Annotated in this window: 16 protein-coding genes; 8 read left to right on the plus strand and 8 right to left on the minus strand. The window is 67.2% G+C overall.

Features of this window, described 5'->3' with window-relative positions:
* Positions 1-1,374, plus strand: coding sequence for a dihydrolipoyl dehydrogenase (gene lpdA, locus MRBLMI13_RS04815; protein WP_367820062.1), 1,374 nt, complete (start codon positions 1-3; stop codon positions 1,372-1,374).
* Between the two features lie 67 nt (positions 1,375-1,441).
* A complete protein-coding gene (gene sucB, locus MRBLMI13_RS04820; protein ID WP_367820060.1) occupies positions 1,442-3,235 on the plus strand; it encodes a 2-oxoglutarate dehydrogenase, E2 component, dihydrolipoamide succinyltransferase in 1,794 nt (597 codons plus the stop codon).
* A gap of 8 nt (positions 3,236-3,243) precedes the next feature.
* Here the strand turns inward: sucB and MRBLMI13_RS04825 are convergent, their stop codons facing one another.
* Positions 3,244-4,743, minus strand: coding sequence for a hypothetical protein (locus tag MRBLMI13_RS04825; RefSeq protein ID WP_367820058.1), 1,500 nt, complete (start codon positions 4,741-4,743; stop codon positions 3,244-3,246).
* Positions 4,744-4,904: 161 nt separating this feature from the next.
* Between MRBLMI13_RS04825 and MRBLMI13_RS04830 the strand changes: the two genes are divergently transcribed.
* Positions 4,905-5,615: a DUF4191 family protein gene (locus MRBLMI13_RS04830; protein WP_042541187.1), complete on the plus strand. Its 711-nt coding sequence runs from the start codon at positions 4,905-4,907 to the stop codon at positions 5,613-5,615.
* 64 nt (positions 5,616-5,679) lie between these two features.
* Here MRBLMI13_RS04830 and MRBLMI13_RS04835 read toward each other — a convergent pair whose 3' ends face one another.
* Entirely contained in the window at positions 5,680-6,867 is a 1,188-nt protein-coding gene (locus MRBLMI13_RS04835) for a RimK family alpha-L-glutamate ligase (RefSeq protein ID WP_367820056.1), read from the minus strand.
* 26 nt (positions 6,868-6,893) lie between these two features.
* Between MRBLMI13_RS04835 and MRBLMI13_RS04840 the strand changes: the two genes are divergently transcribed.
* Positions 6,894-7,373 carry an ATP-dependent zinc protease gene (locus MRBLMI13_RS04840; RefSeq protein ID WP_053096276.1) on the plus strand — a complete coding sequence of 160 codons (480 nt, stop codon included), beginning with the start codon at positions 6,894-6,896 and terminating at the stop codon, positions 7,371-7,373.
* 6 nt (positions 7,374-7,379) lie between these two features.
* On the opposite strand, the gene MRBLMI13_RS04845 is transcribed toward MRBLMI13_RS04840, so the two are convergent.
* Positions 7,380-7,766 carry an RDD family protein gene (locus MRBLMI13_RS04845; RefSeq protein WP_153302300.1) on the minus strand — a complete coding sequence of 129 codons (387 nt, stop codon included), beginning with the start codon at positions 7,764-7,766 and terminating at the stop codon, positions 7,380-7,382.
* Positions 7,767-7,926: 160 nt separating this feature from the next.
* On the opposite strand from MRBLMI13_RS04845, the gene glnA (MRBLMI13_RS04850) reads away from it, so the two are divergent.
* Positions 7,927-9,351: a type I glutamate--ammonia ligase gene (gene glnA, locus MRBLMI13_RS04850; RefSeq protein WP_079112884.1), complete on the plus strand. Its 1,425-nt coding sequence runs from the start codon at positions 7,927-7,929 to the stop codon at positions 9,349-9,351.
* A gap of 132 nt (positions 9,352-9,483) precedes the next feature.
* Positions 9,484-9,720 (plus strand): hypothetical protein, encoded by a 237-nt coding sequence (locus MRBLMI13_RS04855; RefSeq protein ID WP_367820053.1) that lies wholly within the window; start codon positions 9,484-9,486, stop codon positions 9,718-9,720.
* Between the two features lie 7 nt (positions 9,721-9,727).
* Here the strand turns inward: MRBLMI13_RS04855 and MRBLMI13_RS04860 are convergent, their stop codons facing one another.
* Positions 9,728-10,228 (minus strand): GNAT family N-acetyltransferase, encoded by a 501-nt coding sequence (locus tag MRBLMI13_RS04860; RefSeq protein WP_367820051.1) that lies wholly within the window; start codon positions 10,226-10,228, stop codon positions 9,728-9,730.
* Positions 10,229-10,361: 133 nt separating this feature from the next.
* Here MRBLMI13_RS04860 and MRBLMI13_RS04865 point away from each other — a divergent pair, with 133 nt between their 5' ends.
* On the plus strand, positions 10,362-11,516 hold the full coding sequence (locus MRBLMI13_RS04865; protein ID WP_367820049.1) for an AI-2E family transporter: 1,155 nt from the start codon (positions 10,362-10,364) through the stop codon (positions 11,514-11,516).
* Here the strand turns inward: MRBLMI13_RS04865 and MRBLMI13_RS04870 are convergent.
* From MRBLMI13_RS04870 to MRBLMI13_RS04885, 4 genes are all read right to left on the minus strand, one after another.
* The gene (locus MRBLMI13_RS04870) at positions 11,503-12,432 is read right to left on the minus strand and encodes a diacylglycerol/lipid kinase family protein (protein WP_079112886.1); all 930 of its coding nucleotides are present in this window, start codon (positions 12,430-12,432) and stop codon (positions 11,503-11,505) included. The genes MRBLMI13_RS04865 and MRBLMI13_RS04870 overlap by 14 nt on opposite strands.
* A gap of 70 nt (positions 12,433-12,502) precedes the next feature.
* Complete coding sequence (locus MRBLMI13_RS04875; RefSeq protein WP_042541157.1) at positions 12,503-15,478, minus strand: bifunctional [glutamine synthetase] adenylyltransferase/[glutamine synthetase]-adenylyl-L-tyrosine phosphorylase; 2,976 nt, start codon at positions 15,476-15,478, stop codon at positions 12,503-12,505.
* Between the two features lie 9 nt (positions 15,479-15,487).
* On the minus strand, positions 15,488-16,825 hold the full coding sequence (glnA, locus tag MRBLMI13_RS04880) for a type I glutamate--ammonia ligase (RefSeq protein WP_042541155.1): 1,338 nt from the start codon (positions 16,823-16,825) through the stop codon (positions 15,488-15,490).
* 2 nt (positions 16,826-16,827) lie between these two features.
* Positions 16,828-17,043, minus strand: a complete 216-nt coding sequence (locus MRBLMI13_RS04885) for a hypothetical protein (RefSeq protein WP_042541153.1) — start codon at positions 17,041-17,043, stop codon at positions 16,828-16,830.
* A 70-nt stretch (positions 17,044-17,113) separates the two neighbouring features.
* Here MRBLMI13_RS04885 and ppgK point away from each other — a divergent pair, with 70 nt between their 5' ends.
* On the plus strand, positions 17,114-17,860 hold the full coding sequence (gene ppgK / locus MRBLMI13_RS04890) for a polyphosphate--glucose phosphotransferase (RefSeq protein ID WP_309688888.1): 747 nt from the start codon (positions 17,114-17,116) through the stop codon (positions 17,858-17,860).
* Positions 17,861-18,179 lie beyond the last annotated feature (319 nt).

Here is an 18,179-nt window from a genome sequence, read left to right on the forward strand (position 1 = left end):
ATGACCACGCACACCTTCGACATCGTCGTCCTGGGCGGAGGCAGCGGCGGATACGCCGCCGCCTTGCGTGCGAGCGAACTCGGCAAGTCCGTCGCGCTCATCGAGAAGGACAAGGTCGGCGGCACGTGCCTGCACCGCGGCTGCATCCCGACGAAAGCGCTGCTGCACGCGGCAGAGGTCGCCGAGCATGTGCGAGATGCCGCGCATGTCGGCATTTCGGCGACTCTGGAGGGAATCGATCCCGCAGGTGTCCGCGCCTACCGCGAGGGAATCGTCGCGAAGAAGTACAAGGGTCTCGAGGGTCTGGTGAAGGCTCGGGGCATCACGACCGTCGCGGGCTTCGGCCGCCTGAACGCCGACCGCTCGGTGAGCGTGGGCGATGACGTGTACGTCGGCGCAGACGTGGTCCTCGCCACCGGCTCCTACAGCCGGACTCTTCCCGGGCTCGAGATCGGCGGCCGGATCCTCACCAGCGAGCAGGCGCTGTCGCTCGATGTCATCCCCGAGCGGGTGCTGGTGCTCGGCGGAGGCGTCATCGGCGTCGAGTTCGCCAGCGTGTGGCGCTCGTTCGGCACCGAGGTCACCATCATCGAGGCACTGCCCCACCTCGTCCCTAACGAGGACATCGCGATGAGCAAGGGACTCGAGCGGGCCTTCCGGCGCCGCGGAATCCAGTATTCGCTCGGCGTCCGCTTCCAGAATGCGACTCAGGACGACAGCTCTGTCACCGTCACACTCGAGGACGGCAAGGAGTTCACCGCCGACTACCTGCTCGTCGCTGTGGGGCGCGGGCCCGTCACGGCCGACCTCGGCTTCGAGGAGGCGGGGGTGACCCTCGACCGCGGCTTCGTCACCGTCGACGAGGATCTCCGGACCGGTGTCCCCGGAGTGTGGGCCGTCGGGGACATCACACCCGGGCTGCAGCTCGCGCACCGCGGGTTCCAGCAGGGCATCGCGGTCGCAGAACGCATCGCCGGGCTCTCCCCCGCACACGTTCCCGACATCCAGATCCCGAAGGTCACCTATTCGAGCCCCGAGGTCGCCTCCGTCGGCGTCACGGAAGAAGCGGCCGTCGCCGAGCACGGCGCGGATGCCGTGGTGGCGTACGAGTACAACCTCGCCGGGAACGGCAAGAGCGAGATCATCGGCACCGGCGGGCTCGTGAAGGTCGTCCGACGCAAAGACGGCCCGGTCATCGGCGTCCACCTGCTCGGCGACCGTGTGGGCGAGCTCATCACCGAGGGCCAGCTGGCCGTCGCGTGGGAAGCCCACCCCGAGGACATCGCCCCCCTGATCCACGCGCATCCCACGCAGAGCGAGGCACTCGGAGAAGCCTTCCTCGCCCTCGCGGGAAAGCCGCTGCACGCCCTCTGAACACCAACCGGTGAACAGTTCACTAAGCTAGACACGCGTCATTTAACTTCCTGAAGGAGACTCAGTCATGAGCACATCCGTCGTCCTCCCCCCTCTCGGCGAGAGCGTCACAGAGGGCACCGTCACCCGCTGGCTCAAGCAGGTGGGAGACACCGTTCAGGCGGATGAGGGCCTGCTCGAGATCTCGACCGACAAGGTCGACACCGAGATCCCCTCTCCTGTCACCGGTGTGATCGAGGAGATCCTCGTCGCCGAGGACGAGACCATCGAGGTCGGCGCGCTGCTCGCGCGCATCGGCGACGGCAGCGCCTCCGCTCCGGCAGATGACGCCCCCGCGGCCGCTGCCCCCGCCGCTGAGGAGGTCCCCGAGCCGGCCGCACCGCAGGCCGAGGCTCCCGCAGAGCCCGAAGCCGCCGCGCCCGCTGCCGCCGAGGCGGCTCCCGCGGCCGCACCCGCCGGCGACGCCACTGACATCGTCCTTCCGGAACTCGGCGAGAGCGTCACCGAGGGCACCGTCACGCGCTGGCTCAAGCAGATCGGCGACACGGTCGAGGTCGACGAGGCTCTGCTCGAGATCTCCACCGACAAGGTCGACACCGAGATCCCGTCGCCCGTCGCCGGTGTGCTGCAGGAGATCGTCGCAGCCGAAGACGAGACCGTCGAGGTGGGCGCTGTGCTCGCTCGTGTCGGCTCCGGAGCGGCCCCCGCGGCCGCACCGGCACAGGCACCCGCGCCCGCCGCAGAAGCTCCGGCTCCTGCCGCGCAGCCGTCTGCTGCCGAGGCGCCCGAGGCCAAGGAATCGGTCTCGGAGGCCCCCGTCGACAAGCCCGCAGAGCGGCCTGCCGCCGAGGCGCCCGTGGCGGCTCCCGCACAGGCGGCTCCGGAGCAGGCGACCGGCGGCGCCGCCGCGGCTCCGGCTCAGGCCGAGCAGAAGCTGTCACTCCCGACCGAGAGCGACAACCTGTACGTGACCCCGCTCGTGCGCCGCTTGGCCTCGCAGCAGGGCGTCGACCTCGCCAGCGTCACCGGCACCGGTGTCGGAGGACGGATCCGGAAGGAGGACGTCCTCAAGGCCGCGGAGAGCGCCTCGTCTGCACCCGCTGCAGCCGCCGCTCCTGCCGCACCGGCTCCGCTCGAGGTGTCGCCGCTGCGTGGCACCACGCAGCCGATGTCGCGTCTGCGCAAGGTGCTCGCAAAGCGCGCCGTCGAGTCGATGCAGCAGACGGCTCAGCTCACCACGGTGGTCGAGGTCGATGTGACCGCTCTCGCGGAGTACCGCGACAGCGTCAAGGGATCGTTCCTCGAGAAGACCGGCGACAAGCTGTCGTTCCTGCCGTTCTTCGCTCTGGCTGCCGCCGAGGCACTGCGCGCCTTCCCGATCGTGAACGCCACGGTCGACGGAGAGAACATCGTCTACCCGGAGTCCGAGAACGTGTCGATCGCCGTCGACACCGAGCGCGGTCTGCTCACGCCGGTCCTGCGCGATGCCGCGTCGAAGAACATCGCGGAGATCGCCCACGAGATCGCCGACCTCGCCGCGCGCACGCGTGACAACAAGCTGAAGCCCGACGAGCTCGCCGGCGGAACGTTCACGCTGACCAACACCGGTTCGCGTGGCGCGCTGTTCGACACCCCCGTCGTGTTCCTGCCGCAGTCCGCGATCCTCGGCACCGGAACGGTCGTCAAGCGTCCCGGTCTCGTCAAGGTCGGTGGAGCGGACGCGATCGCCGTGCGCTCGTACGTGTACCTCGCGCTCTCGTACGACCACCGCATCATCGACGGAGCCGACGCCGCCCGCTTCCTCGGCGCGGTGAAGGCCCGCCTCGAGTCGGCGCAGTTCGCCGCTCAGCTCGGAGCCTGACCACAGCATCACCCTGGCTGGTCCGCGACGTCATACACGTCGCGGACCAGCCATTTCTCTGCGATCCGCACGAGCACGACCATCCGTTCCCCACCTTCCGACGCCGCACCATGGCTGACGCCCTGAGACGGGGACACCCGGATCACTGCGACGTCTCCGTACTCATCCACCGATTGGAGCTGCAGCGCTCCCTCCTTGTCGCCGCCCAACTCATCGACGACACCGACAGAGCCTTGAGCGACAGCACCGTCGCAGACCTTGTCCTCGTTCTCGCCGCAGATGCCGATCGCACTGATCAGCATCCGCGCCGCCTCCACGGGGTCCGTCGGGTCGGATCCGTCGCTCGGCGATCCCTCCCCCGGCGTCGGCGGATCCGGTGCGGGTGACACGGGCGTCGGCGATGAATCGGTGGAGACGCGGTGCACCTCCTTCGCGAGGGGAGTGCTCTTCGGCACGGCGGGGGCGCCTTCCCCGTCAGGCTCCCCCGTCGCCCCGCCGGGCCAGAGCAGCCCGCCGGCGAGCACCACTGCCGCCGCCGCAGCGGCGACGATGGTTCGTCGACCGCGTCTAACGGGAGCACGTCCACCATCTGCGGTGCTCACGTCTGCCGACTCGGTTCGACGGACGGATGGTTCGACGACGCCGCGCCCAGGTCTGCGCCCGAGCGGGAGGGCGAGGGCGTCTCGATACCCGACGAGGCTATGCACGATCCCACCGACGAGGCGAGACGACACTGCCCCGGTTCTGCTGCGGTCCCGCGGCATCGCCGCGCGGGTTCTCAGATGGCGCCGCGCGACGGGCCGTGCCACGACCGCATGCCTCGCCGCATCGGTATGCCTTGCCAGCGCTGGCGCATGCACATCTCGCTTCAGCGGTTTCGGAGCCGCCGTGTCGAACAGCTCGGCCTCCCACCTCTCGAGCTGACGAGCCGCCATCCCCGGTCTCGCGGTCCGGGCGCCGAGCCCTTCCTCGATCACGACGAGCAGACGAGCGAGCGTGCGATCGGCACAATCCTCCCGCAACCGCGCCACGAGGGCAGCCGCCGCGGCTCGAGCAGTCTCGCCGGCACCGATCACGAACGTCGGTCGTCCGTCGTCCGTGAGCCACCACTCGCCGGTCTCATCGTGCCCCTCGGCTCTCGCGAGTTCGCCCAGACCGCGCAGGATGCTCGCCACGAGAGTGGTCATTTCTCCGGAGGCGAGCGAGGCATCGGCTGCGGCACGGCGTCCGACGAACGAGGAGACCCGCTCCGTGCACCACGGCAGAAGAACGTCATGCCCGTCGGATCGACGCACGATGTCGAGCGGACCCGCGACGTGATCGTCTCCGGCGTGCTCCCACCCCGCCCACCCGCTGATCGACTCCGAGTCGACCTGCACGGCCACCGACCCGCCCCGGGTGACCAGCGATCCCGCGTACGGTCCTTCGCCCGCGTCGATCCTCCTGATCGCGCGATGCGCACCCGGCACGAGCACCGCCCCTCGTGACCGCGCCTCTGTATCTGCCATCACCCCATGTCAGTGCATCGCACGGAGTCTGTGTGGGAAGGAGGCGCGATGTGGACGCTTCCGCGGGGATCGACGACCTGTGCAGAGGAGGATGGCGACCTGGAATCCGCCTGACGCGAACGACGCCATGAGCGCCTCCCGGAGTCGGTATTCTTATGCACATGGCAAACCGCACGTCCGCGCCCGAGAAGCGTCCGGGATTCTTCTCCCAGATCAAGTCCCTCTTCAAGTTCACGAGAGAGATCTACCCCTGGCTGCCCTGGGCTCAGATCGCGCTGCTGGTCCTCGGTGTGCTCGTCGGCCTCATCGTCGGTTACCTGATCCCGCCGTTCCAGGTGTGGACCCTCATCCTCTGGGGCATCTCGGGCCTGATGCTCGGTCTGCTCGGCGCGATGTTCCTGATGACGCGCCTGTCCACCTCGGCGATGTACCAGAAGATCGACGGAATGCCCGGTGCCACGGGCCACGTGCTCAGCACCAGCCTCGGTCGCCACTGGCAGGGCTCCGAGACGCCGGTGGGGATCAACCCCAAGACGCAGGACGCCGTCTACCGCACGGTCGGACGCGGCGGGGTCGTCGTCGTCGGAGAGGGCTCACGCGGACGCCTGACCCGCCTCGTGAACGACGAGCGCAGCAAGGCCGCCCGTGTCGCCCACGGCGTGCCTGTCACCGTGCTCTACGTCGGCCACGGCGATGACGACGTCGCCATCGCCGACCTCGCCAAGACGATCAAGAAGCTTCCGAAGGTCATCGACAAGGCCACCATGGGCGCCGTCATACGACGCATCGAGTCGGTGTCGCAGTCGATCTCCTCGCTGCCGATCCCGAAGGGCATCGACCCCACGAAGGTCCGAGCGCAGCGCCCTCGTTGATCTGACGCCTGCATACGACGAAGCGCGGCCGTCCTCCTTCGAGAGGCGGCCGCGCTTCGTCGTTTCACTCGGAGAGCGGCTGACGCGGGAGGCGGCGGACCTTGGCGCGGCGACGCCGGCGCTCCGGCACCATGGATCGCATCTCGTCGAGCTTGCCGAAGCAGAAGAGTCGATCCTCGGCCTCGAGGACGACGTGCTTTCGCGGGTTAGGGATGACGGAGACGCCGCGGTGCAGCGTGAGCACCGTGATGTCGCGCTCCCAGAGTCCGGCCTCGCCGAGCGTCTTGCCGACGAGATCGACCGCGCCGTGCACCATCAGCTCGGCGACGCCGTAGCCGGTCGACACCGTCAGGCGCTGGCGCACATCGATCTCAGGGAACGCCACCTGCCCAGCGATGTAGTCGATGATCGCCCCGGCGACGTCGAGCTTGGTGGCCGTCTCGATGCCCTGGAGCCCCGGCGAGGAGTTGACCTCCATGACCAGCGGGCCCTCATCGCCTTCGAGCATGTCGACTCCGGCGACGCGCAGGCCCATGATCTGGGCCGAGCGAACAGCCGCGCGTTCGTATACGGGGTCGAGCTCGACGGCTTCGACGGAGCCTCCACGATGCACGTTCGAGCGGAACTCGTCTCCGGCTGCGGACCGTCGCATCGCCGCAACCACCCGGTCTCCCACCACGAGCGCGCGGATGTCCCGACCGCGGCTCTCGGAGATGAACTTCTGGATGAGCACGTTCTGCTTGGTCGAGTGCAGCGTCTCGATGATCGCCTCAGCGACCTTCACCTGCGGCGCGAGGATGACGCCGATCCCCTGCGTGCCCTCGAGGAGCTTGATGACGACAGGCGCGCCGCCGACGCGCTCGATGGCGGGCCGCACATCGGCGCGGTTGCGCACGAACGCCGTGGGCGGCATCGCGATGTTGTGGCGCGAGAGGATCTGGTTCGCGCGGAGCTTGTCGCGGGCACTCGAGATCCCGTTCGCCGTGTTCGGCGTGTACACGTCCATCTGCTCGAACTGGCGCACCACTGCTGTGCCGAAGTAGGTGATCGAGTTGCCGATTCGGGGCAGGATCGCGTCGTAGTCGCTGAGCTGACGTCCGCGGTAGTGCAGGTCGGGTTCGTCGGCCGTGAGATCGATCGCGAAGCGCAGAGTGTTCAGCACTTTGACGTTGTGACCTCGCTGGAGCGCGGCGGCGCGCAGCCGTTGGGTGGAGTACGCCTGCGGCGCGCGGGAGAGCACTGCGATCTTCACGGGGGATTTCCTGCCAGGATGGTCGGGTGAGTAAGTCATCCCATTCAAACACCCTTATCGGGTGGCGAGAATGGGTGAGCCTGCCCGATCTCGGTGTGGACTGGCTCAAAGCCAAGATCGACACGGGCGCCCGCACCTCTTCGCTGCACGCATTCCAGATCCAGGAGTTCGAGCGCGACGGCGTGTCGTGGGTTCGGTTCCGGGTGAAGCCCTGGCAGGACAGCCAGGAGGATGCTGTGATCGTCGAATCCCCGGTGCACGATCGCCGCGCGGTGCGCAGCTCTTCCGGCCATGCGCAGGAGCGACTCGTCGTCGAGATGCTCATTCGTCTGCATGACCGAGAGGTGCTCGCCGAGGTGACATTGAGCAACCGAGATGAGATGGGTTTCCGCATGCTCATCGGTCGCGAGGCGCTGCGACAGGGTTATATCGTCGACCCCGCGCGCTCGTTCCTCGGAGGTCGCGCACCGCGCGAGGCACGACGCCGCAACCGCGGCAAGGAGTGAGCCGCGTCAGGCGCGGATGAGAACGAGTCCCGTCACCTTGTCGTGGACACCTCGCTGGTCGGCGTCCCAGATGACCGCCGGGATCACGATGACGATGAGCAGCGTGCGCACGATCGGCCGCCACACTCCCACCCAGCCACCGCCGAGGCGTACGACGCGCATGCCGAGGATGCGGTGTCCGGGGCTGCCACCCGCCGTCGGGATGAACAGGATCTGCAGCAGGGCGAACACGCCCATCGGCGCGAACATCGTCAGGCCCGCCTCTGCGGGCAGTGCGAACTGGTCGTATCCGAGGAAGCCGGTGGCGATGATCGTCGCGGCGATGTAGTCGATGAGGAGAGCCCCGATCCGCCGCCCAGGGCGGGCGATACTGCCCGTCCCCGTCTGCGGCATTCCGAGTCGTTCTCCGGGGTACGTGTTCACAGCATCCGTCACGTCTTCAGCCTACCGGCGCGTAACATGCTGGAAACAAAGCGGATACCGTGGAGTAACGCCCCGCACGTACTGTGCACAATGGCCGTGAAGCCATCGATCCGCAATCCAGGAGTCGTACATGTTCAAAGATTCGTCCGAGGTGCTGACCTTCATCAAGGAGAACGACGTCAAGTTCCTTGACATCCGATTCACTGATCTCCCGGGTGTGCAGCAGCACTTCAACATCCCTGCGGCCACTGTCGACGAGGACTTCTTCGTGGACGGGCAGCTGTTCGACGGCTCCTCGATCCGCGGCTTCGCCAGCATCCACGAGTCCGACATGCAGCTCATCCCTGATGTCACCACGGCTTACATGGACCCCTTCCGCGAGGCGAGCACCCTCGTGATGATCTTCGACATCTACAACCCCCGCACCGGAGAGATCTACTCGAAGGACCCGCGCCAGGTCGCCAAGAAGGCCGAGAAGTACCTCGCATCGACCGGCATCGCCGACACCGCGTTCTTCGCCCCCGAGGCCGAGTTCTACATCTTCGACGACGTGCGCTACTCGGTCACCGCCGGCGAGAGCTTCTACAAGGTCGACTCCGAAGAGGCCGCGTGGAACACCGGTCGCGAGGAAGAAGGCGGAAACCTCGCCAACAAGACCCCGTACAAGGGCGGCTACTTCCCCGTCAGCCCGGTCGACAAGACCGCTGACCTGCGCGATGACATCACCCTGAAGCTGATCGAGGCCGGATTCATCCTCGAGCGCTCGCACCACGAGGTCGGCACCGCGGGCCAGCAGGAGATCAACTACCGCTTCGACACCATGGTGCACTCCGCGGACGACATCCTGAAGTTCAAGTACATCGTAAAGAACACCGCCGAGGAGTGGGGCAAGGTCGCCACCTTCATGCCGAAGCCGCTCTACGGCGACAACGGCTCGGGCATGCACACGCACCAGTCGCTCTGGAACGACGGCAAGCCGCTGTTCTACGACGAGGCCGGCTACGGCCAGCTCAGCGATGTCGCCCGCTGGTACATCGGCGGACTCCTGGCACACGCCCCGGCCGTGCTCGCGTTCACGAACCCGACCCTGAACAGCTACCACCGTCTGGTCAAGGGCTTCGAGGCGCCGGTCAACCTGGTCTACTCCGCGGGAAACCGCTCGGCTGCCATCCGCATCCCGATCACGGGCTCCAACCCGAAGGCCAAGCGCATCGAGTTCCGCGCTCCCGACGCCTCGGGCAACCCGTACCTGGCGTTCGCTGCACAGCTCATGGCAGGTCTCGACGGCATCAAGAACCGCATCGAGCCGCACGAGCCCGTGGACAAGGACCTCTACGAGCTTCCTCCCGAGGAGGCCAAGAACATCCCCCAGGTCCCGAACTCCCTGCTGGACTCGCTCGACGCCCTGAAGGCGGACCACCAGTTCCTCCTCGAGGGCGGCGTGTTCACCGAGGAGCTCATCGAGACCTGGATCTCGTACAAGCACGAGAACGAGATCCTGCCGATGGCTCAGCGTCCGCACCCGTTCGAGTACGAGCTGTACTTCGGCGTCTGATCCGCAGAATTCTCCGAGAACGCCCCCGAGCTGTGGCCCGGGGGCGTTCTCGTCTTCCTGCCCGCCGCAGACCGCGCCGTGTCCGTCTTGCGGGGGATGTGTGTGCTCGTCCGACTACGTATCGTGCTGCGTATGACCGAATCAGACGAGAACTCCGAAGCAACCGAGAACTCGACGAAGAAGCCGGGTGTCGGCATCGCTCTCGGGATGGCGATCGGGCTTCCGATCGGTGCGGGGGCAGGGATGCTGCTGTTCGACAACGTGGGCGTCGGGGTTGCGTTCGGCCTGGCGTTGGGCGTCGCGTTCGGCGCAGCGTTCGAATCGTCGCCGAAGGGCGAGAAGGGCGACAAGCCCGAGACGGCCGAGTAGCGCGCGCTCAGTCGACGAGATCCAGCACCCATTCGTTCATCGTCAGCTCTGCACCGCGGAATGTGTCGGTGAAGGTGCCCACCATCTCGAACCCGCTGCGACGGCAGACGCCGTTCGACCCCGCGTTCTCCACCGAGGGGAATGCCGTCAGGAACCTGCGGTCACCACGGTGCGCTCTCGCGTCATCGATCAGCAGACCGAGAGCCCGGGAAGCCACGCCTCTCCCCTGCGCGTCAGGGATCACGAACCACCCCGTCTCGAACGCCGGCTCGTCACGCCACTCGGAGTTCCAGAACCCTATCGAACCCAGCGAACGACGATCCTCGTCCTCGATGACGAACATTCTGGCCTCTCCCGCCTCCCACAGGCGGAGGTAGCGGGCGTTGCGGTCGAGCAGCTGCTGCTCGCTCTCGACGCCGTTCAGATGGGCCGTCATCTCCGGAGTGTTCGCCACACGCAGCAGCTCGAGATCACCCGCGGACCAGGGTCTGAGTGTCAGGGCATCCATGCGTGAACGATCGCACAGGCATCCGACATCCACCACGTCATACACCACAAAGAGCGTGGCCGTGTCGCGCTTGCTTTCCCCCGCACCGACTGGTCAACTGAGGGGTCCGAACGAACAATAGCGAGGGGCCATCATGCGCCGCAAGAACGACAGGCTGCAGTCGAAGAAGGTCCACACGACCGAGACTCCCCCGGCTCAGCCCAAGACCGCGGCGGCGGCGATCGCCCGGATCAACCCCTTCACCTTCGGCCTGCTCGGCGCCTTGGGAGTGCTCGTCGCTCTGATGTTGGGCGGCATCGTCGATCAGCTCGCGACGGTTCTGGTCTACATCGGCGTGGCGCTCTTCCTGGCGCTCGGGCTCGACCCGATCGTCTCCTTCATCGAGCGCAAGCTGCCCCGCCCCGCGGCGGTCGCGATCGTCGTCTCAGCCGTGGTCCTGGCCTTCGCAGGCATCATCCTCGCCATCGTGCCGATCCTCGTCGAGCAGATCTCGAACCTCATCGAAGACGGACCGCAGATGGTCAAGGACATCATGGCTTCTGCCTGGTTCCAGGATCTCAACGACCAGTTCGGCTCTACGTTCGAGGATGCCGCGAACGGTGTCCTCTCCTTCCTGCAGGATCCAGGCAACCTCGCCGACATCGGCGGCGGCGTCTTCGCGGTGGGCGCCGGCATAGCGGGCGGGTTCACGGGCGTGACCATCGTCCTGATCCTCACCCTGTACTTCATGGCCTCGCTGCGCAGCATCAAGCGTGTGGCCGCGCGGTTCGTCCCCTTCTATCAGCGCGACACGTTCAGCGAACTCCTCGAAGACGTATCGGGCGCCGTGGGCCGCTACGTGATGGGCCAGGCGAGCCTCGCCGTGATCAACGGCATCCTGAGCCTGATCGTGCTGACGATCATCGGAGCGCCGGTTCCCGCTCTGCTCGCCCTCATCGCATTCATCGGATCGATGATCCCGCTCGTGGGAACGCTCAGCGCGTCGATCATCATCTCACTCGTCTGCCTCATCGATGGTCCGGTCACAGCGCTGATCGCCATCGGCTACTACCTCGTCTACATGCAGATCGAGGCATACGTCCTGTCTCCGCGGATCATGAACAAGGCGGTTGCGGTTCCCGGCGCCCTCGTCGTGATCGCGGCCGTCGCCGGCGGCGCGCTCGGCGGGATCCTGGGTGCGCTCGTCGCGATCCCGGTCGCCGCCAGCATCATCATCATCGTGCAGAAAGTCGTGTTCCCGACGCAGGACAGCAAGGTCGTCCCGCCGGGAACGCTCAGCGAACGGTGAGCGCCGCGGGCTGGACCCGCACAGTGAAGTCGGAGACCGCTCCGACCTCTTCGCCGTCGATCTCGAACGTCTGCGGTGATGCGAGCTCGACCCGGATGCGTTCGGCTGAGATGTGGGTCGTCGAGTCGGTGCTCACCGCAGTATCGACATTGCCCATCATGCGGCGGATGCCGTTCTCCCAGACGAAGGCGCGGACGGTGTCGAGCCACTGCAGCGGCCCATCGGCGCTCACGAGCAGCATGTCGAGCAGCCCGTCATCGAGCACGGCGTCCGGCAGGAGACGGATGCCGCCCTGCACCATGCCGCAGTTGCCGATCAGCATCGTGTGACCGCGGAGGGACTGCGGCTCCTGATCGTCGAGCGTGAGGGTGATGTCGGTCATCTCGGTGCCGGCCAGGGCACGCCCCATCGCCTCCACGTAAGCGATCCATCCGGCACGGTTCTTCAGGTCCTCGTCGGTCTCCACCAGCATCTGAGCGTCGATGCCGAAGCCGACCATCACCACGAACGCGTGCTCGGTGCCGTCGTGGTCGACCCAGCCCATGTCGATCCGCTGCGGCTCGCCGTCGCGGACCCGCTCCAGTGCGGCGGGGATGTCGTTCAACGGGATCTCGAGGTTGCGAGCGAGCAGGTTGCCGGTGCCCTGCGGCACGATGCCGAGCGCGGAGTCGGTGCCCGCCAACGATTCCGCGACCGCCCGGACCGTCCCGTCTCCGCCGACGGCGATCACCACGTCGCAGCCTGCGGCCACCGCATCGGCGGCCATACCGCGCCCCGGGTCCTCGATGCTGGTCTCCCACCACTCGACGGGCGTTTCGACTCCGTCGGAGACGAACGTCGCGGCGACGGATTCGCGCAGCGAATCCCCGTCAACCTTGGAGGGGTTCCAGATCACACCGAGCTTCGAGATCGTCATGCGCTCAGCCTGTGCGACCGGCGCAGAAAAGGCAAATGGCGCGCCAGCCCTTGACGCGACGCGAGACCGCCTACCCGTAGAAGAGCTGCTCGAACGCCCGGCGCGCACGCCGGGTCACCCCCAGGTAGTCATCGTCGAGCACGCTCGCTGAACGATCGGGATAACCGAGCAGTCGACCGATCGCATCGAGGTCGCGCGGATCCGTCGGCAGCACGTCGCTCGTCTTGCCCGTGTACAGGGTGATCGCCGAGCGCAGGCGACTGGACAGCAACCACGCGGCGCGGAGCAGATCGGCGGCATCGGCCGGGACGAATCCCGCGTCGACGGCAGCCCCGAGGGCGGTGAGGGTCGACGTGGTCTGCAGTGCAGGCACGTCGTGGGCGTGCTGCAACTGCAGAAGCTGCACCAGCCACTCGACATCGCTGAGCGTGCCTGGGCCGAGTTTCAGATGACGACGCGGATCCACCCCCTGGGGCAGCCGCTCTCCCTCGACCCGAGCCTTGATCCGCTTGATCTCGCGGGTGCCCTGCAGATCGACCTCCGCGGGGTAACGGATGCTGTCGGCGAGGGCAGTGAACTTCGCGATGAGAGTGGCGCTGCCTGCGACCCCTCGTGCTCGGAGCAGAGCCTGGGCCTCCCACGACAGCGACCAGCGTCGGTAGTACTCGGCATACGCCTCGATCGACCGCACCACCGGGCCGTTGCGCCCCTCCGGCCGGAGGTCCGCATCCAGATCGAGCGGCACCCGATGATCGGTCAGATGCTCCCGGAGTCCTGCGACGATCCGCGTTGCGAGCGACTGCGCCCGCTGAGGGTCGACGCCGTTCGCGTCGTACACATAGAGGATGTCGGCATCGGAGCCGAACCCCAGCTCCGCTCCCCCGAATCGGCCCATGCCGATGACCGCGAAATCGAACGCCTCGTCATCGGCGGTGACGATCTCACGCCGGACCGCGCGCAGCGCCGCCTGGATCGTGGCGTCGGTGATCTCGGTGAGCGAGGTCGCGATCTGCTCGATCGAGAGCACATCGAGGACGCCGCCCATCGCCGTGCGCAGCAGTTCGCGACGTCGCAGCGCTCGAACGGCCTGCAGTGCGTCACCCACGTTCCTGTGACGCGTCTGGATGGCCCTGGCCTCCTCGTCGAGCGCCGCGCCGCTGCGCGGACGCAGGAGCTCGCTGCTGTCGAGCCAGGCCACGGACTCGGGGATCCATTCCATGAGCTCGCCGACGTAACGTGACGACGACAGCAGCCTCGTCAGGCTCTCAGCGGCGCCGGACGAATCCCGCAGCATCCGGAGGAACCAGGGGGTGTCGCCGAGACGCTCGCTGATGCGGCGGAACGCGATCAGCGCATAGTCCGGGTCACTCCCGTCGGCGAACCAGCGGACCATCACCGGCATGAGATGCCGCTGGATGGTCGCCTTACGACTCAACCCCGTCGTGAGCGCGCCGATATGTCGCAGAGCGCCCGCCGGGTCGCGGAAGCCGATGGCCATGAGGCGATCGTGCGCCTGGGCGGTCGAGAGGGTGCGCTCCTCTTCGGGCAGGGAGGCCACGGCGCTCAGCAGAGGACGGTAGAACAGCCGGGTGTGGATGTCGCGCACCTCACGCCGGACGCTCTCCCAACGAGCCCAGATCGCCTCGCCGGACTCTCCGAGCCCCGTGCTGCGAGCCAGAACGCGCAAGCCGGCCGGCGTGCGAGGCATCAGGTGGGTGCGGCTGAGCTCTTTGAGCTGCAGCCTATGCTCCATCAGCCGCAGCACGCAGTAGTCGTCCGCGAACGACGCAGCCTCCGCCCGACCGATGTAGCCGCCTTCGACCAGCGCGTCGAGGCTCTCCAACGTGCCGCGGGTGCGCAGGCTCGGGTCGGTGAGGCCATGCACGAGCTGCAGGAGCTGCACGGTGAACTCGATGTCCCTCAGTCCACCGGAGCCCAGTTTGAGCTGGTACGGCGCATCCTCGGGGTCGATGTGCTCCATGACCCGCTCGCGCATGCGCTGGACGCTGTCGACGAAGTTCTCCCGCGCGGCGCTGGAGAACACCTTGGGCTGCACCGCGGCGATGTACTCGGCGCCGAGCTCGGGATCGCCTGCGAGAGGCCGCGCCTTCAGCAGCGCCTGGAACTCCCAGCTCTTGGCCCAACGGTCGTAATAGGCCAGGTGCGAGCCGAGTGATCGCACCAGCGCCCCCTGCTTGCCTTCTGGACGGAGCGCCGCGTCGACCTCCCAGAGCGGCGGTTCGACCTCGATGCCGCTCAGACCGCGCATCGTCTCCCTCGCAAGGCGCGTCGCGATGTCGATCGCTCGCGATTCCGAGACGACATCCTCGTCTGCGGTTCCCCCGACGAAGATCACGTCGACGTCGCTGACGTAGTTCAGCTCGCGTGCGCCCGCCTTGCCCATGCCGATGATGGCGAGCTGCGTGGCAGCGACCTGGTCGCGACTCATCGTGTCGACGAGCCGTCGACGGGCGATGGCCAGCGACGCCTCCAACGCAGCGCCGGCGATATCGGCCAGCGCCGCTGCGACATCGGCGACGATCCGCACCGGGTTGTACGCCGTCAGATCGATCGCGGCGATCAGTGCGAGGTTGCGCCGGTAGGCCACGCGCAGCGTGACCACTGCACTGTCGTCGCCCGAATCGGCGAAGCCGTCGCGCGCGCCGACCGCGTCGAGCATGCGCTCGCGCAGCTCGTCTGCCGACGGCAGCCCCGTCGATCGGTCGGCCAGCACCGACACTTCTGTCGGATGCCTGAGGAAGAAGTCGGCGAAGCCCTGTGACGACCCGAACACCCGCCATGCGCGTCTGCGCGCCCGCTGGTCTGCGAACACAGCTGCGATCGGTGCCGCATCGCGCCGCGCCACGCGCAGCATCCCCTCGACCGCCGCGTCGGGATCAGCAGCATCCGCCTCAGCGAGCAGAAGCGACCGGTCGACACCGATCAGCGTCGCGAGCTCGGTGAGGTTCGCCGCCGCCTCGCTGAGCTCGGCGAACCCCAGCCTGGCCAGCGCGGAGAGCGAGACAGAGTCGTCCGAACGGGCCATGGACGACGCTCAGAGCAGCTCGAGGTTGTTCTTCAGCTCGAGCGGTGTGACCTGGCCACGGTAGGCCTCCCACTCCTTGCGCTTGTTCAGAAGCACGTAGTTGAAGACCGACTCGCCGAGGGTCTCGGCGACCAGCTCGGAGCTCTCCATGTACTCGAGCGCGTGGTCGAGGCTCGCGGGCAACGCGGAGTAGCCGAGCGCACGACGCTCGGCGTCGCTGAGCGACCACACGTTGTCCTCGGCCTCCGGCGGCAGCTCGTACTCCTCCTCGATGCCCTTGAGCCCCGCCGCGAGCATGAGCGCATAGGCGAGATAGGGGTTCGCTGCGGAGTCGAGCGCACGGTATTCGACGCGCGACGATCCGCCCTTGTTGGGCTTGTACATCGGCACCCGGACGAGCGCGGAGCGATTGTTGTGACCCCACGTGACGAAGCTCGGAGCCTCGTCGCCGCCCCAGAGCCGCTTGTACGAATTGACGAACTGGTTGGTCACCGCGGCCATCTCGTTCGCGTGCCGCAGGAGCCCGGCGATGAAGTGGCGTCCGGTCTTGGACAGCTGGTACTTGGCGCCCTCTTCGTAGAACGCGTTGCGCTCCCCTTCGAACAGCGACATGTGCGTGTGCATGCCGCTTCCCGGGTGACCGCTGAGAGGCTTCGGCATGAACGTCGCGTAGACGCCCTGTTCGATCGCGACCTCCTTGATGACCGTGCGGAAAGTCATCACGTTGTCGGCCATGGTGAGCGCATCCGCATAGCGGAGGTCGATCTCGTTCTGTCCGGGCCCGCCCTCGTGATGGCTGAACTCCACCGAGATGCCGAGGTCTTCGAGCATCCGCACCGAACGGCGCCGGAAGTCGTGCGCGGTGCCGCCGGGCACGTTGTCGAAGTAGCCTGCCGAGTCCACCGGCACCGGACCCTCAGGACCGAACGACGACGACTTGAGCAGGTAGAACTCGATCTCGGGATGCGTGTAGAAGGTGAACCCGGCATCGGCGGCCTTCGCGAGGGTGCGCTTGAGCACGTGGCGCGGGTCGGACACAGCCGGACGCCCGTCGGGCGTGGTGATGTCGCAGAACATGCGCGCAGTCGGATCGATCTCGCCACGCCACGGCAGGGTCTGGAACGTGGTGGGGTCGGGCTGCGCGAGCAGGTCGGACTCGTAGCTGCGGGTCAGACCCTCGATGGCAGAGCCGTCGAACCCGATCCCCTCGGCGAACGCGCCCTCCACCTCGGCCGGCGCGATCGCCACGGACTTGAGAGTGCCGATGACATCGGTGAACCACAGGCGGACGAACTTGACGCCGCGCTCTTCGATCGTCCGGAGGACGAAATCTCTCTGCTTGTCCACGGTCACTCAGCGCCCTTGCCGGTGCCGGCGTCCCAGCCGCTCTCGGCCGCTTCCTCCTCGGCCCAGGCGCGCGAGCGCTCTTTGAGCTTCTCGGGAGCCCGAGACGCCTCGGCCTCGGTGTCGAAGGGCCCGACGCGATCGGCCGACGCGGAGATCATCCCGAACTCCACCTGACCGGTCTCCAGGTTGTACCAGTACTTCTCATCGCCGTTCGACATGGCCGATCCCCTTCTTCACGTGGTGTCATCGATCCTATCGGCGCTGACGTCGGTCGCTAAGCTATCGACCATGGCAAAAGCGATCGGCGTCGACATCGGCGGCACGGGTATCAAGGCAGGTCTCGTCGACCTGGAGCACGGCATCATGGCCTCGGACAGGGTGCGCGTGCCCACTCCCAAGGGCGCATCTCCGCAGGATGTCCTCGAGGCGGTGCAGACGGTGCTGAAGACCCTCGACGTGAAGGACTCGACCCTCCCCCTCGGCGTGGCCTTCCCCGCCATCGTCAAGCGCGGCAAGACGCTTTCCGCCGCCAACGTCTCGAAGGAGTGGGTCGACTTCGACGCCGAGCGCTTCTTCCGTGACGGCCTCGGACGCAACATCGTCTTCGTGAACGACGCGGATGCCGCCGGTGTCGCAGAGGCGCGCCACGGTGCGGCCCGCGACGTGCGCGGCTTCACGCTGCTCACCACCCTCGGCACGGGAATCGGGTCGGCGTTCCTCTACGACGGCGTGCTGCTGCCGAACACCGAGCTCGGACACCTGAACTTCGGCGAGTACGAGTCGGTCGAGACCTATGCGGCGACGTCCGCGCGCGAGCGCGAGGGCTTGAGCTGGTCGGAGTGGGCCGAGCGTCTGCAGAAGTTCTACTCGCACATCGAGTTCCTCTTCAGCCCTGACCTGTTCGTGGTCGGCGGCGGGGTGTCGAAGAACGCCGGAGACTTCCTGCCGCTGCTCGACCTCAAGACCCCGATCGTGCCGGCGATCCACCGCAACAACTCGGGCATCATCGGCGCTGCATCCCTCGCCGGCGACTGACACGCATACACACACACGTACCGAGCGCAGAAGGCCTCGCCGATCCGGCGGGGCCTTTCTGCATGTCCAGCCGAACGCCGGATGCACGCCGCAGAAAATACTGCGCGGGGTCGCAGAGCCGTGACAACATAGCCTCTCCGTGTGCTTCTCGGTCGGCGAGACGACCCGGATGGCCGGCCTGGCTGTGAGGGCCGCGCCGTGAAGAAAGGCAGCTTCGAGATGAACGAACCCTCAGAATCGTCCTGGAGGAAGCCGGTTTCGCCGGCGACGTCAGCCGGTCTCGTACCGGTCGAGAGACCTCAGGCGAAGAAGCTGCGGT

The sequence above is a fragment of the Microbacterium sp. LMI13-1-1.1 genome (assembly GCF_040815625.1).
In the GTDB taxonomy this organism is placed as follows: Bacteria; Actinomycetota; Actinomycetes; order Actinomycetales; family Microbacteriaceae; genus Microbacterium; species Microbacterium forte.

Excerpts from the sequence above, each read along its gene's own strand:
- lpdA (WP_367820062.1), top strand. The coding sequence starts at position 1 with ATGACCACGCACACCTTCGACATCGTCGTCCTGGGCGGAGGCAGCGGC.
- sucB (WP_367820060.1), top strand. The coding sequence starts at position 1,442 with ATGAGCACATCCGTCGTCCTCCCCCCTCTCGGCGAGAGCGTCACAGAG.
- MRBLMI13_RS04825 (WP_367820058.1), bottom strand. The coding sequence starts at position 4,743 with ATGGCAGATACAGAGGCGCGGTCACGAGGGGCGGTGCTCGTGCCGGGT.
- MRBLMI13_RS04830 (WP_042541187.1), top strand. The coding sequence starts at position 4,905 with ATGGCAAACCGCACGTCCGCGCCCGAGAAGCGTCCGGGATTCTTCTCC.
- MRBLMI13_RS04845 (WP_153302300.1), bottom strand. The coding sequence starts at position 7,766 with ATGCCGCAGACGGGGACGGGCAGTATCGCCCGCCCTGGGCGGCGGATC.
- glnA (WP_079112884.1), top strand. The coding sequence starts at position 7,927 with ATGTTCAAAGATTCGTCCGAGGTGCTGACCTTCATCAAGGAGAACGAC.
- MRBLMI13_RS04855 (WP_367820053.1), top strand. The coding sequence starts at position 9,484 with ATGACCGAATCAGACGAGAACTCCGAAGCAACCGAGAACTCGACGAAG.
- MRBLMI13_RS04860 (WP_367820051.1), bottom strand. The coding sequence starts at position 10,228 with ATGGATGCCCTGACACTCAGACCCTGGTCCGCGGGTGATCTCGAGCTG.
- MRBLMI13_RS04865 (WP_367820049.1), top strand. The coding sequence starts at position 10,362 with ATGCGCCGCAAGAACGACAGGCTGCAGTCGAAGAAGGTCCACACGACC.
- MRBLMI13_RS04870 (WP_079112886.1), bottom strand. The coding sequence starts at position 12,432 with ATGACGATCTCGAAGCTCGGTGTGATCTGGAACCCCTCCAAGGTTGAC.
- MRBLMI13_RS04875 (WP_042541157.1), bottom strand. The coding sequence starts at position 15,478 with ATGGCCCGTTCGGACGACTCTGTCTCGCTCTCCGCGCTGGCCAGGCTG.
- MRBLMI13_RS04885 (WP_042541153.1), bottom strand. The coding sequence starts at position 17,043 with ATGTCGAACGGCGATGAGAAGTACTGGTACAACCTGGAGACCGGTCAG.
- ppgK (WP_309688888.1), top strand. The coding sequence starts at position 17,114 with ATGGCAAAAGCGATCGGCGTCGACATCGGCGGCACGGGTATCAAGGCA.